Here is a 13,228-nt window from a genome sequence, read left to right on the forward strand (position 1 = left end):
CCGGCGCCGCCCGCCGTCTCACCCGCTGAGCAGCTTGTAGGCGATCGCCCACATCACCAGCGCGATCAGCGCCTCCAGCGTGCGCCACGCCGCCGGCCGCTCGAACAGCGGCCGCAGCCACGCCGCGCCGTAGCCGAGGGCGAAGAAGAACAGGAACGAGCCCGAGATCGCGCCCGTGGCGAAGGCGCCGAGGTCGTCGGCGTACTGCGTCGAGATGGTGCCGAGCAGGACCACCGTGTCGAGGTAGACGTGCGGGTTGAGCAACGTCAGCGCCAGGCAAGCGGCGAGCGTGCGGCCGAGCCCGGCGCGCGCCCGCCCGGTGTCGGCGCTGAGCGCCGCGTTCGAGCGCAGCGCCGACAGCATGCTCCTCGCCCCGTACCAGATCAGGAACGCCCCGCCCCCGTAGCGCATCACCGGCTCGAGCCACGGCAGCCAGTCGGCGATGGTCTGGAAGCTGGTGACGCCGAGCGTGATCAGCAGCGCGTCCGACACCGCGCAGGCCAGGCAGACGGCGAACACGTGCTCTCCGCGCAGCCCCTGGCGCAGCACGAAGGCGTTCTGCGCGCCGATGGCGACGATCAGGCTGAGGCTCATGGCGAGGCCGGTGAAGAAGATCGTCATCGAAGGTGCGGGCTCCCTGGCGCGCGCGCACAGGATCAGACTCGGGCGGGGAGGTGAAGCCGCAGGCACCGGAAAGCGCGACTTTTCATCATAGTTTCGACAAAGTCACAGGGCATCAATTCGGGCAAGACCATCCCACGAGTCGTCCTGCGCCCGCAGTGCGCGACCGGAAATCGAGCGGAGAGGCGTCGCTTTGCAGCAGGTGAATGCTGGCATATCTGCCCGCCGGACGGCGTGGCCCGCGAAGCCGCCCGGCCGCCGCTTGTTCCACGGCGGGCGTGGGTAGCGCGATGGTCGACGAGAACATCCAGGACCGCCCGGTCGACGAGAACCACCGCCTGCTGAAGAACTTGCGGGACTACGCGCGCGCGGTTCAGACGCTGACCTGGCAGCGGCAGGGCATCTTCGCCGCCGTCGCGGTGCTGACGGGGAGTTTCTTCTCGCCGTGGAAGGCCGCGCTGTTCTTCGCCGTCTGCATGTTCTGCGAGTTCGTCGATCTGCGGCTGTCGCGGCGGGTGGCGAAGATCGCCGACGGCGACTACGCGACGACGCGGCGCCTGTACCCGTTCTACATCGCCAACACGGTGGCCAGCGGCCTGGCGATCGGCATCTACGCCGTGTGGGTCGGGATCACCGGGGACGGCGCGGGCATGTTCACCGCCCTGTTCTGCCTGTTCGCCGCCGCCCTCTACGCGTCGATCAACAACCACCAGATCGCGAGCGCGCTGGCGATCCGGCTGACGCTCTACGGCGGCTCGTTCCTCGTCATCACGGTGCGGGACCTCTACGTCTACCGCCCGCCGCTGTCGTCGGACATGTGGCTGCAGTTCTTCACGGTCATCTTCGTGATGTACTTCCTGATCGACTGTTCGCTCGGCTTCCTGCGGATGTACCGGCACGACCTCAAGCAGCTCGAGAACCTCGAGCGCGAGCACGAGCGCGCCAAGGCGGCGCTGGTGCTGCGCACCCAGTTCGTCGCCATCGTCAGCCACGAGTTGCGCACGCCGCTGACCTCGATCAAGGGCTCGCTCGACCTCATCAACTCGGGCCGCTTCGGCGATTTCCCGCCCCAGGCCAAGTCGCTGCTGCAGATGATCGACCGCAACAGCCGCCGCCTCGCCGACCTCGTCGACGACCTGCTCGACCTGCAGAAGCTCGAGGAAGGCCGGATGACGTTCGAGAAGAAGACGATCGACATCCGCACCTTCATCGCCGACGCGCTCACCTCGCACGAGGGGCTCGCCAAGCGCTACGACGTGCGCCTCAACGTGAAGGTCGATTGCGCGAACCCGGTCTACGTGCACACCGACCCGTCGCGCCTGATGCAGGTGCTCGGCAACATCATCTCCAATGCCGCCAAGTTCTCCCCGGAGAACGGCGACGTCGACATCTGGCTCGACGTCGAGAACGGCCGCGTCCGCGTCTACGTGCGCGATCGGGGCGTCGGGATTCCGCCGGGCCAGAAGGAGGCCGTGTTCGGCCGCTTCACCCAGATCGACGCGTCCGACCAGCGCAAGTTCGGCGGCACCGGGCTGGGAATGAACATTTCGCGCGAGATCATCGAGGCGATTGGCGGCACGATCGATTACGAAAGCGAGGTCGGGAAAGGCACGACATTCGTCATCGAGCTCCCCTGCGCGGTCGTTCTGGACCAGGCGTCCGACGACGAAGAGACCTCGCTGTGTGATGATGCTGCATCAGAAGAGGCCTTACCGGCAACAGTTCGGGCCTAACGCCGCGTCAAATGACCCCGGGGTATGTCGAAAGACTTGCCCGGTCACATTTCTGCCCATATTCCTACATGAATAGCGGACTGTATCACCCGGCAGTCCCAACAAAAAAGTCAACCCGTGGTTCGAGGCCGCGAGCATGTAGGGACCATTGCAGGTGTCGCTTTCTCCAGATTTCCTTATCGGAATTATCGCGCTCGCGTATTTCCTGATGATTTCCATGGCCACGAGCCAGCACTTCGCGTCGGCGAAATACCCGATCGGCATGTACGTCATCTCGATCCTGTCGCTCGGCGGCCTCTTCACCTTTCTCTATCACGCGTTCTTCGAGCAGCTGGCCTACACGCTGGTCTCGCTGGTGCTGACCGTCGTGGCGTTCGCGCTGTTCATCTGGGCGATCCGGCACAGCCGGGAGAAGCGGCTGTCGCTGGCGTTCGACGAGGAGCAGAAGATCGACGGGATCATCACGACCGGCCCGTGGCGCTACGTGCGCCATCCGTTCTACGTCTCCTACACCATGTTCTGGCTCGGCGGCGCGCTGGGCACCCTGCACATGGCCTCCATCGCCGTCGCCGCGTCGCTGCTGTTCATCTACACCTATTCCGCCTGGCGCGAGGAGAAGGCGCTGAAGGTCGGCGCCTTCGGGCAGGATTACGTCACCTACCGCGAGAAGGCCGGATTCTTCCTGCCCAAGCTCGTCTCGCGGGGCTGACGGGTGGAGAAGCAATTCCACTACGCCCGTGCGCGGACGGATGCCGAACTCGAGGAGATCGGCGCGTTCCGCTACAAGTGCTACCGCGCCGACAACCTGATCGAGAGCCGGCCCGAGAAGACGTTTCTCGACGAGTACGATTTCGTCGATTCGGCGCACAATTTCATGATGAAGTCGGCCGGGCGCATCGTCGGGTCGATCCGGCTGCACATCCTCGACGCCCAGCACCACAGCTCGGCGACGATGGCGGCCTTTTCCGATGTCCTGATGCCCAAGATGCTGTCGGGGATGACCATGATCGACGGCGCGCGCTTCGCCGTTGAGCCCGATCTCGGCGCGCTGCGGCTGGCGGTGGCGCGGCAGACGCTGCGCATCTACACCCGCTTCGCCAACATGAACGCCGTCGATTACTGCGTCGCGGCGGTCGTCGAATCGCGCCTCGAACTCTACCGCCGGCTCTACGGCTTCACCCAGATGTCCGAGCCGCGCGCCTACGGCAACCTGACCAAGCAGCTCGCGCTCATGGGCGTCGACCCCCGCCGCTCCGGCATCGGCGCGCCCGACGACTTCCAGCCCCTCGCCATCGCCGGCTGAGCCCTACGGCTCGCGCTCGGCGGCGAGCCAGTCGAGCAGGCGGCGCAGCGGCTCCCGCATCGGGCGGTCGGACAGCCACACCAGCCAGTAGCGCCCGGCGCTCCGGGACGGCGTCTCGTGGACCCGCACCAGCCGGCCCCGCGCCACCTCCTCGTCGGCGAGGAAGGTCGGCAGCAGCGCGACGCCCATGCCGAAGGCAGCGGCCTCGGCGAGGGTCTTGAACTGGTCGAACAGCATCCCGTGCAGGCCCGTCACCGCGACTCCCTGCGCTTCGAGCCAGTCCTCCCACGCCCCCGGCCGGCTCTCCAGGTGCAGCAGCGGCAGCTCGAGCAGGCGTGCGGGGGTGACGGGCTCCGCGCCGAGCAGGCCCGGTGCGGCGACGGGGATCACCGATTCGCCGGCGAGGTCGAAGTAGTCGACGCCGTGCCAGTCGCGATGGCCGAAGTGCATCGCCGCGTCGAAGCGCTCGCGGCGCAGGTCGAACGGCACGGCGCGGGTGCCGAAATTGAGCCGGATGTCGGGGTTCTCCGCCCGGAACCGGCCGAGCCGCGGCCCCAGCCAGTGCGCGCCGAAGGCCGGCAGCACCGCGAGGTTCAGGCTCACGCCGTCCGGGTTCGACGTCAGCCGCAGCGAGGCGCGCGCCAGCTCCTGCAGCGTCTCGCGCACCGAGCGGGCGTAATCCTGCGCGGCGGGCGTGAGCTGCAGCCCCTGCCCCTTGCGGTGCATCAGCGTCACCCCGAGCTGGCCCTCCAGCACCTTGAGCTGGCGGCTCACCGCCGAGGGCGTCAGCGCCAGCTCGCCCGCGGCGAGCGTCACCGAGCCGAGCCGCTCCAGCGCTTCGAGCGCGAGCAGGGAGGGCAGCGTGGGCAGGAAACGGCGGGAGGCGATCATTTGAGTTTTTCTCCAAAGCTCCGGTGATATATTCGTTATTCTTCTGCCCGATGGAAGGGTAATCCGGCGCCCGAAGCACATTGCACCGGAATCGCCGCCCATGTCCCCTGCCCCGTTCCGCCGCGCCGAGCGCCTCGCCGGGATCGAGATCTCCGAGATCGTCCAGCTCTCCGAGCGCGCGGCGGAGCTGCGCCGGGCGGGGCAGGACGTCGTCGCGCTGACCACCGGCGAGCCCGACTTCCCGACCCCGCCCCACGTCGTCGCCGCCGCGCACGCCGCCGCCGAGGCCGGCCAGACGCGCTACCCGCCGACCGCCGGCACCCCCGAGCTGCGCGCCGCCATCGCGCGGCAGGCGGGGGCCGAGGCGGCCGAGGTGCTGGTCTCGACCGGGGCCAAGCAGGTGCTCGCCAACGCCATGCTCGCCACGCTCGATCCCGGCGACGAGGTGCTGATCCCGGCGCCCTTCTGGACGAGCTACGGCGACATCGTCGCCCTCGCCGGCGGCCGGCCGGTGCGGCTGCCCTGCCCCGCCGCCGACGGCTTCAAGCTGCGCCCCGAGGCGCTCGCCGCCGCGATCACGCCGCGCACCCGCTGGCTGATGCTGAACAGCCCCTCCAACCCGACCGGCGCCGTCTACGGCCCGGGCGAGCTGGCCGCGCTGGCGGCGGTGCTCGCGGATCACCCGCAGGTCTGGGTGCTGTCGGACGAGATCTACAGCCACCTCGCCTACGTCCCCGCCCCCTCCCTGCGCGACGCCGCGCCGGGCCTCGCGGAGCGGACGCTGGTGGTGGACGGCGTCTCAAAGGCCTTTGCGATGACCGGCTGGCGCCTCGGCTGGGGCATCGGGCCGCGCGCGCTGATCGGCGCGATGGCGGCGGTGCAGGGGCAGGTGACGTCGGGCGCGTGCTCGATCTCGCAGGCCGCGGCGCTCGCCGCGCTGACCGGCCCGCAGGAGCTGCTCGCGGACCGCCGCGCCGCCTTCCGCGCCCGGCGCGACCGTGTCTGCGCCGCGCTCGCCGCGATCCCCGGGATCAGCTGCGTCCCGCCCGACGGCGCGTTCTACGCCTTCCCCGACGTGACCGGCCTGATCCTCGGCGGCGGCTTCGCCGACGACGCCGCGCTCTGCCGCTGGCTGCTCGACGAGGTCGGGCTGGCGCTCGTGCCGGGCCGCGCCTTCGGGATGCCGGGCCACGTCCGGCTCTCCTTCGCCTACGCCGAGCGCGAGATCGACGACGCCCTCGACCGCCTCGCCACAGCCGCCGCGCGCCTCGCCGCGCGCCCCTTTCAAGCCTCCAAGGAACAGGTGACCACATGAACCAGCAGACCCCCACCACCCTCGACAGCCACGCCGACGTGCTGACCCGCGCCGGCCTCGCGCCCGCCGAGCTCGGCGGCGGCAGCCTCGCCGTGCGCTCGCCCATCGACGGCGCCGAGGTGGCCCGGCTCGCCGAGACGCCCGCCGCCGACATGCCCGCCGTCATCGCCCGCGCGCAGGACGCCTTCCGCGCCTGGCGGCAGGTGCCCGCCCCGCGCCGGGGCGAGCTGGTGCGGCTGCTCGGCGAGGAGCTGCGGGCCGCGAAGGACGAACTCGGCGCCGTGGTGACGCTCGAGGCCGGCAAGATCACCTCCGAGGGCCTCGGCGAGGTGCAGGAGATGATCGACATCTGCGACTTCGCCGTCGGCCTGTCGCGCCAGCTCTACGGACTGACCATCGCGTCCGAGCGTCCGGGCCACCGGATGAGCGAGACGTGGCACCCGATGGGCCCGTGCGGCGTCATCACCGCCTTCAACTTCCCCGTCGCCGTCTGGTCGTGGAACGCCGCCCTGGCGCTGGTCTGCGGCAACCCGGTGATCTGGAAGCCCAGCGAGAAGACCCCGCTGACGGCGCTCGCGACGATGAAGATCCTCGAGCGCGCCCTCGCCCGTTTCGGCGACGCGCCCGAGGGGCTGGCCCAGCTCGTCATCGGCGGCGCCGACCTGGGCGCGGCGCTGGCGGAGTCGCGCGACGTGCCGATCCTGTCGGCCACCGGCTCGACCCGCATGGGCGGCAAGGTCGGCCCGCAGGTGCTCGCACGCTGGGGCCGCCCGATCCTCGAGCTCGGCGGCAACAACGCGATGATCGTCGCGCCCTCGGCCGACCTCGACATGGCGGTGCGCGCGATCGTCTTCTCCGCCGTCGGCACCGCCGGCCAGCGCTGCACCTCCCTGCGCCGCCTGATCGTGCACAGCTCGATCCGCGAGGAGCTCGTCACCCGCCTGCGCGCCGCCTATGCCAGCCTGCCCGTCGGCGACCCGCGCGCCTCGGGCACCCTCGTCGGCCCGCTGGTCGACGAGGCTGCGCTCGAGGGCATGCAGGACGCGCTCGAGGCGGCCCGCGCCGAGGGCGGCACCGTCCACGGCGGCGCCCCGGTCCGCGAGGGCGTGCCGGGCGGCGCCTACGCTGCGCCCGCGCTCGTCGAGATGCCGGGCCAGACCGAGACGGTGAAGCGCGAGACCTTCGCGCCGATCCTCTACGTGATGGGCTACGACGACCTCTCCGCCGCCATCGAGATGCAGAACGCCGTGCCGCAGGGCCTGTCGTCGTGCATCTTCACCCGCGACCTGCGCGAGGCGGAGACGTTCCTGTCGGCCACCGGCTCGGATTGCGGCATCGCCAACGTCAACATCGGGCCCTCGGGTGCCGAGATCGGCGGCGCGTTCGGCGGCGAGAAGGAGACCGGCGGCGGGCGCGAGAGCGGCTCGGACGCCTGGAAGGCCTACATGCGCCGCCAGACCAGCACGGTGAACTACTCCGACGCGCTGCCGCTCGCGCAGGGCGTCCGCTTCGACGTCTGATCCCGACCCCGGCGGCGCGGCCCTCCCGCGCCGCCCCCTCTCCCCCTGGAGCGCCCGATGCCCGACCTGATCTCCCCCGACGCCATCCGCACCCTGTTCTCCCGCGCCATGTCGGACATGTACCGACGCGAGGTGCCGCAATACGGCGCGCTGATCGACCTCGTCGCGGAGGTCAACGCCGAGACCCTCGCCGCCGACCCCGATCTCCACGCCCGCCTCGCCGCCGCGGGCGAGCTCGAGCGGCTCGACGAGGAGCGCCACGGCGCGATCCGCCTCGGCACAGCGCAGGAGCTCGCGCAGATCCGCCGGGTCTTCGCGGTGATGGGGATGGAGCCGGTCGGCTATTACGACCTCTCCGTCGCCGGCATCCCCGTCCACTCCACCGCCTTCCGCCCCACCGACGGCGCGGCGCTCGCGACGAACCCGTTCCGCGTCTTCACCTCGCTGCTGCGCCTCGAGCTGGTCGAGGACCGCGCCCTCGCCGAGCGCGCCGCCGAGATCCTGTCGTCGCGCCGCATCCTCACCGAACCGGCCCTCGAGCTGACCACGCGGGCCGAGGCGCAGGGCGGCCTGAGCGCCAGCGAGGCGCGCGCCTTCGTGGCGGAGGTGCTCGAGACCTTCCGCTGGCGCGGCGAGGCGCTCGTCGACGCCGAGACCTACGCCCGGCTCCACGACGCGCACCGGCTGATCGCCGACGTGGTGAGCTTCCCGGGGCCGCACATCAACCACCTGACGCCGCGCACGCTCGACATCGACGCGGTTCAGCGGCGGATGCCCGGGCGCGGCATCGCGCCCAAGGCCGTCATCGAGGGCCCGCCCCGCCGCCGGGTGCCGCTGTTGCTGCGCCAGACCTCGTTCAAGGCGCTCGAGGAAGAGGTGCGCTTTCGCGGCGCGAGCCAGGCCGGCACCCACACCGCCCGCTTCGGCGAGATCGAGCAACGCGGCGTGGCGCTGACCCCGAAGGGGCGCGCGCTCTACGACCGGCTGCTCGCCGGGACCCGCGCCGCCGCCCCCATCGCCCCGGACGGCACCGGCGCGCAGGCCTACGTCGACACCCTCGAGGCCCGCTTCGCCGCCATCCCCGACGACGCCGACTGCCTGCGCCGCGAGGGCCTCGCCTTCGTCCGCTACCGCGCCGTCCCCGAGGCCGCGCCCGCCGTCGCCGACAGCGTCGAGGCGCTGATCGCCAGCGGCGCGCTGGTGGCCGATCCGCAGGTCTACGAGGACTTCCTGCCGGTCTCCGCCGCCGGGATCTTCCAGTCCAACCTCGGCACCGAGTCGGCCGCCGCCTACAGCGCCGCCGCCAGCCGGGCCGCCTTCGAGGAGGCGCTCGGCGCGGAGGTGCCCGACGAGATGGCGCTCTACGAGCGCGCCGAGCGCGACAGCCTCGAAGCCGCGCTCCTCGCGCTCGGCCGCCCCGACCTGTCGCAAGCCCCTCGCCGGGTCGCCTGATGGACGGCGGCGGCGCGCCCCTCGCGGGCGACCGGCTCGCCCGGTTCCGCGCCGCGCTGGCGGCGGAGGGCGAGGTCGAGCTGGCCGACGACATCGCCACCCGCATTGTCAACGCCACCGACAACTCGATCTACGAGATCACCCCCGCCGCCGTCGCCTTCCCCCGCGATGGCGCCGACCTCAACCGGCTGATGCGCGCGGCGCGGGCGAGCGGGATGCCCCTGCTCGCCCGCGGCGGCGGCACCGGGACGAACGGGCAGTCGCTCGGCACCGGCGTCACCGTCGACTGCTCGCGCCACCTGACCCGCATCCTCGACATCGACCCCGCCGCGCGCACCGCCGTCGTCGAGCCGGGCGTCGTGCTCGACGACCTCAACCGGGCCGCCGCACCGCACGGGCTGATGGTCGGCCCCAGCGTCTCGACCGCCTCGCGCGCGACGCTGGGCGGAATGGTCGCCACCGACGCTTCGGGCAAGGGCTCGCGCATCCACGGCCGCACCTCCGACCACATGCGCGCGCTCGACGTGGTGCTCTCCGACGGCAGCGACTGGACCGCCGTGCCGCTCGGGCCCGCCGAGCTCGACGCGGTCTGCGACCGCGACGACCTGCCCGGCGCGCTGCACCGGACGTTGCGCGACCTGCACGCGCGGCATGCCGACGAGATCGCCCGCGTCTTCCCCGACATGAACCGCGGCCTGACCGGCTACAACCTGCGCGACCTCGGCCCGGCGGACGGGGGGCTGAACCTCGTCAAGCTGCTCGCCGGCTCGGAAGGCACCCTGGCCCTGACGCGCCGCATCACGCTGCGCCTCGTCCCCCGCCCCGCCCACCGCGCGCTGCTGGTCGCCGCCTACGGCGACGCGCTCGCCGCGCTGGCCGATGCCGGGCGGCTGCTCGCGGCGGAGCCGTTCGCCATCGAGTTCCTCGACGACCGCATCCTGGCCCTGGCCGCCGAGGATCCGGCCTTCGCCGCCCTGCGCCGGGCCCTGCCAGAGGCCGAGGGCACGGTGCGGGGGCTGAACTTCGTCGAGGTGCAGGCCGACAGCGCCGCCGGGCTCGCCCGCGCGGTGGATCGCCTCGAGCGCCTCGCCGGCGCGCCGCCCGCGCTCGTCGCCGCGCGGCTCGTCACGGAGCCGGCGCAGATCGAGCGGCTCTGGGCCCTGCGCGCACGCTGCGTCGGGCTGCTCGGCCGGATGGACCCGGAGCGGCAGGGGACGGCGTTCGTCGAGGATTGCGCCGTGCCGCCCGCGCGGCTGCCCGGCTTCGTGGCGGGCTTTCGCGAGATCCTCGACGCGCACGGGCTGGGCTACGGCATGTTCGGCCATGCCGACGTCGGCTGCCTGCACGTCCGCCCCGCCCTCGACCTGCGCCGCCCCGAGGATCGCGCCAGGCTGCGGCCGGTCTCCGACGCGGTGGCGGCGCTGGTGCGGCGCGAGGGCGGGGTATTCTGGGGCGAGCACGGGCGGGGCCTGCGTGGCGAGTACGGGCCGGAGGTGTTCGGGCCGGAGCTGTGGGGCGCGCTCTGCGAGGTGAAGCGGGCGTTTGATCCCGCCGGGCTGCTCAACCCGGGCAAGATCGCCGGGCGCGACCCCGCCGAGCCGGTGATCGCCCTCGACACCCCGCCCCTGCGCGGCGAACTCGACGCGCCCCTGTCCGCCGATTGGCGCGACGCGCGGCGCTGCAACGGCAACGGACAATGCTTCGGCCGCGCGCCAGACGACGTGATGTGTCCCTCCTACCGCGCCACCGGCGATCGGCTGCTGTCGCCCAAGGGACGGGCGGCGCTGCTCCGGGCCTGGGCACGGGAGCCGACGCCGGATCTGGCCCGGGCGCTGGATGAGAGCCTCGACGCCTGCCTGTCGTGCCGCGCCTGCGCCAGCCAGTGCCCGGTCAAGGTCGACATCCCCGAGATGAAGAGCCGCTACCGCGCCGCGCGCCATGCCGGGCGGCTGCGGCCGGCCCACCACTACCTGCTCGCCGCGATGGAGCCGGTCTCGCCGCTGCTGCGCGCCCTGCCCCGTCTGAGCGCCGCGGCGCTGCGCCTCGCCGCGCCGCTGACCCGGGCGGCGGGGCTGGTGGACCTGCCCGAGCCCGCGCCGGTGCGCCGGCCTGCCGCGACGGGCGTGGGCCGCGAGGTTGTCCTGCTCGCCGACACCTTCCTCGCCACCTACGACGGCGCGGTGCTCGCGGCCGTCGAGACGGTGCTGGCGCGGCTCGGCTACCGGGTCCGGCGGATCGCGCCGCGGGCGAACGGCAAGGCGCTGCACCTGCTCGGGATGCGCCGCGCCTTCGAGCGCACCGCGCGCCGCCGCATCGAGGAGGCCCGCCGGCTCGCCGCGACGGGCGCGCCGCTGCTGGTGGTCGAACCCGCCGTCGCCGCGCTCTGGCGGGCGGAGTACGCGCAGCTCGGCGTGGTGCCCGAGGTGCTGAGCCTGGAGCGCTTCCTCGCCGCCGAGATCGCCGCCGGCCGCATCGCCCGGCGCCCCGCCGCCTCCGACGACGCGCCCCTGCTGCTCCCCCATTGCAGCGAGAGCGCCGCCGACCCGGAGAGCGCGGTGCGGTGGGTGGAGGTGATGTCTCACCTCGGCATCGCCGCGCGGGCCGGCAAGGCGGGCTGCTGCGGCATGGCCGGCAGCTTCGGCCACGAGCGCGCCAACGCCGACCTCTCCGCCCGCGTCTACGAGACGAGCTGGGCCGGCATCGTCGCCGCCGAGGGCGCGGCCGACCTGCTGGCGACCGGCTTCTCTTGCCGCTGCCAGGTGGCGCGGATGAGCGGCACCCGGCCGCGCCATCCCGCCGAACTACTGGCGCGCCGGCTCTAATTCTGCCCGAGCCGACCCGTCGCGTCGGCCAGCAGCGCGAGCACGGCGCGCACGTCGTCGGCGAAGGCCAGCCCCTGCGGCGTCAGCGCGATCCCGTGGCGGCGGCGCTCGATCAGGCGCACGCCGAGCTGCGTCTCGAGTGCCTTCACCTGCCGCGATACCGCCCCCTGCGTGAGTGCCAATTCTCCCGCGGCGGCCGAGATGCTCCGGTGCCGCGCGGCGGCCTCGAAGGCGGCGAGCAGCGGCATCGACGGCAGCAGGCGGCGCGGCTGGCTCATCGTTTATCCCTCCTCCACCAGATATTCCCAATCCGCATGACTGACGGCGAAAAAAACGTTTAACTAAAAATCTAATCGTTTAACTTTGTCCGTACAAGCTGAGTCGCAAGGGAGGACATGATGGACCTGATGGTTCGCAACCTGCGAAAATCGTTCGGCGCCGTCGAAGTCCTGCGCGACATCGACTTTCACATCCACGCCGGCGAATTCGTCTGCTTCCTCGGCCCCTCCGGGTGCGGAAAGTCCACCCTGCTGCGCTGCATCGCGGGACTCGAGGAGATCGACGACGGCGAGATCCGCCTCGGCGGGCGCGAGATCGACCACCTGCCCAGCGCCAAGCGCGACATCTCGATGGTGTTCCAGTCCTACGCGCTCTACCCCCACATGACCGTCGCCAAGAACATGTCCTTCGGGCTGCGGCTCAACGGGATGCCGCGCGACGAGGTCGACCGGCGCATCGCCCACGCGGCGCAGGTGCTACAGATCGAGCCGCTGCTGGGGCGCAAGCCCAAGGCGCTGTCGGGCGGCCAGCGCCAGCGGGTCGCCATCGGGCGGGCCATCGTGCGCGAGCCGAGCCTGTTCCTGCTCGACGAGCCGCTCTCCAACCTCGACGCCGCGCTCCGCGTGACCATGCGCGCCGAGCTCGCGGCGCTCCATGCGCGGCTCGGCACCACGATGGTCTACGTCACCCACGACCAGGTCGAGGCGATGACGCTGTCGAGCCGGGTCGTCGTGCTCGACAAGGGGTCGGTCAGCCAGTTCGGGCCGCCGATGGAGCTGTTTCACCGCCCCGCCAACCTCTTCGTCGCCGGCTTCATCGGCACGCCGCAGATGAACTTCCTGCCCGCGCGGCTGCTGCGCGCGCACCAGGACCGGGTCGAGGTCGAGGTCGAGGGCGCGCCCGGGGCGCTGTCGGTGCCGCTCGCGGCGCCGGTGCGGCTCGCGCCCGGCGCGCCGCTGACGCTGGGGGTGCGGCCCGATGCGCTGACGCTCGGCCTTGAGGCCGGGCCGCAGGTCGCCGCGAAGGTCACGCTCGTCGAGCGGCTGGGCACCGAGAGCCACGTGCTGCTCGCCCGTCCCGACGGCACCCGGCTCACCGCCATCACCGACGCGCCCCGCCTGCCCGGCCCCGGCGCGACCGTCACTGCCGGCTTCGCGCCCGAGGCGGTTCACCTGTTCGACGAGACCGGACGCGCCCTGCCGCGCTGCGTCTCGCCCGAGATCGCGGCGCTGCTCGACAGCGCCCCGAGCACGGCCGCGATGGCGGCCGAGAAGGTCACAGAGGAGGTATGA

11 protein-coding genes are annotated in these 13,228 nt (G+C 72.2%); 8 read left to right on the forward strand and 3 right to left on the reverse strand.

Annotated elements, in window-relative coordinates; genetic code table 11:
- Nucleotides 1-18: 18 nt before the first annotated feature.
- The gene (locus OG2516_RS06850; protein WP_007254907.1) at nucleotides 19-621 is read right to left on the reverse strand and encodes a LysE/ArgO family amino acid transporter; all 603 of its coding nucleotides are present in this window, start codon (nucleotides 619-621) and stop codon (nucleotides 19-21) included.
- A 290-nt stretch (nucleotides 622-911) separates the two neighbouring features.
- On the opposite strand from OG2516_RS06850, the gene OG2516_RS06855 reads away from it, so the two are divergent.
- From OG2516_RS06855 to OG2516_RS06865, 3 genes are all read left to right on the forward strand, one after another.
- Nucleotides 912-2,354 (forward strand): sensor histidine kinase, encoded by a 1,443-nt coding sequence (locus tag OG2516_RS06855; protein WP_007254908.1) that lies wholly within the window; start codon nucleotides 912-914, stop codon nucleotides 2,352-2,354.
- A 217-nt stretch (nucleotides 2,355-2,571) separates the two neighbouring features.
- Entirely contained in the window at nucleotides 2,572-3,063 is a 492-nt protein-coding gene (locus OG2516_RS18920) for a methyltransferase family protein (RefSeq protein WP_007254909.1), read from the forward strand.
- A 3-nt stretch (nucleotides 3,064-3,066) separates the two neighbouring features.
- Entirely contained in the window at nucleotides 3,067-3,657 is a 591-nt protein-coding gene (locus OG2516_RS06865) for an N-acyl amino acid synthase FeeM domain-containing protein (protein WP_007254910.1), read from the forward strand.
- 3 nt (nucleotides 3,658-3,660) lie between these two features.
- On the opposite strand, the gene OG2516_RS06870 is transcribed toward OG2516_RS06865, so the two are convergent.
- Nucleotides 3,661-4,548, reverse strand: a complete 888-nt coding sequence (locus tag OG2516_RS06870) for a LysR family transcriptional regulator (protein WP_007254911.1) — start codon at nucleotides 4,546-4,548, stop codon at nucleotides 3,661-3,663.
- A 100-nt stretch (nucleotides 4,549-4,648) separates the two neighbouring features.
- On the opposite strand from OG2516_RS06870, the gene OG2516_RS06875 reads away from it, so the two are divergent.
- The 4 genes from OG2516_RS06875 to OG2516_RS06890 are packed head-to-tail and all read left to right on the forward strand — an operon-like array spanning nucleotide 4,649 to nucleotide 11,657.
- Complete coding sequence (locus OG2516_RS06875; protein ID WP_007254912.1) at nucleotides 4,649-5,863, forward strand: pyridoxal phosphate-dependent aminotransferase; 1,215 nt, start codon at nucleotides 4,649-4,651, stop codon at nucleotides 5,861-5,863.
- Nucleotides 5,860-7,383, forward strand: a complete 1,524-nt coding sequence (gene amaB, locus OG2516_RS06880; protein ID WP_007254913.1) for an L-piperidine-6-carboxylate dehydrogenase — start codon at nucleotides 5,860-5,862, stop codon at nucleotides 7,381-7,383. Before OG2516_RS06875 ends, amaB begins: the two co-directional genes overlap by 4 nt.
- Before the next feature lie 57 nt (nucleotides 7,384-7,440).
- A complete protein-coding gene (gene hglS / locus OG2516_RS06885; RefSeq protein ID WP_007254914.1) occupies nucleotides 7,441-8,835 on the forward strand; it encodes a 2-oxoadipate dioxygenase/decarboxylase HglS in 1,395 nt (464 codons plus the stop codon).
- A complete protein-coding gene (locus OG2516_RS06890) occupies nucleotides 8,835-11,657 on the forward strand; it encodes an FAD-binding and (Fe-S)-binding domain-containing protein (RefSeq protein ID WP_007254915.1) in 2,823 nt (940 codons plus the stop codon). Before hglS ends, OG2516_RS06890 begins: the two co-directional genes overlap by 1 nt.
- Here the strand turns inward: OG2516_RS06890 and OG2516_RS20870 are convergent.
- Nucleotides 11,654-11,935 (reverse strand): LysR family transcriptional regulator, encoded by a 282-nt coding sequence (locus OG2516_RS20870; protein ID WP_007254916.1) that lies wholly within the window; start codon nucleotides 11,933-11,935, stop codon nucleotides 11,654-11,656. The two genes, OG2516_RS06890 and OG2516_RS20870, sit on opposite strands and share 4 nt — an antisense overlap.
- A 117-nt stretch (nucleotides 11,936-12,052) precedes the next feature.
- Here OG2516_RS20870 and OG2516_RS06900 point away from each other — a divergent pair, with 117 nt between their 5' ends.
- Nucleotides 12,053-13,228 (forward strand): ABC transporter ATP-binding protein, encoded by a 1,176-nt coding sequence (locus tag OG2516_RS06900; protein WP_040615009.1) that lies wholly within the window; start codon nucleotides 12,053-12,055, stop codon nucleotides 13,226-13,228.

The sequence above is a fragment of the Oceanicola granulosus HTCC2516 genome (assembly GCF_000153305.1).
Classification (GTDB): Bacteria; Pseudomonadota; Alphaproteobacteria; order Rhodobacterales; family Rhodobacteraceae; genus Oceanicola; species Oceanicola granulosus.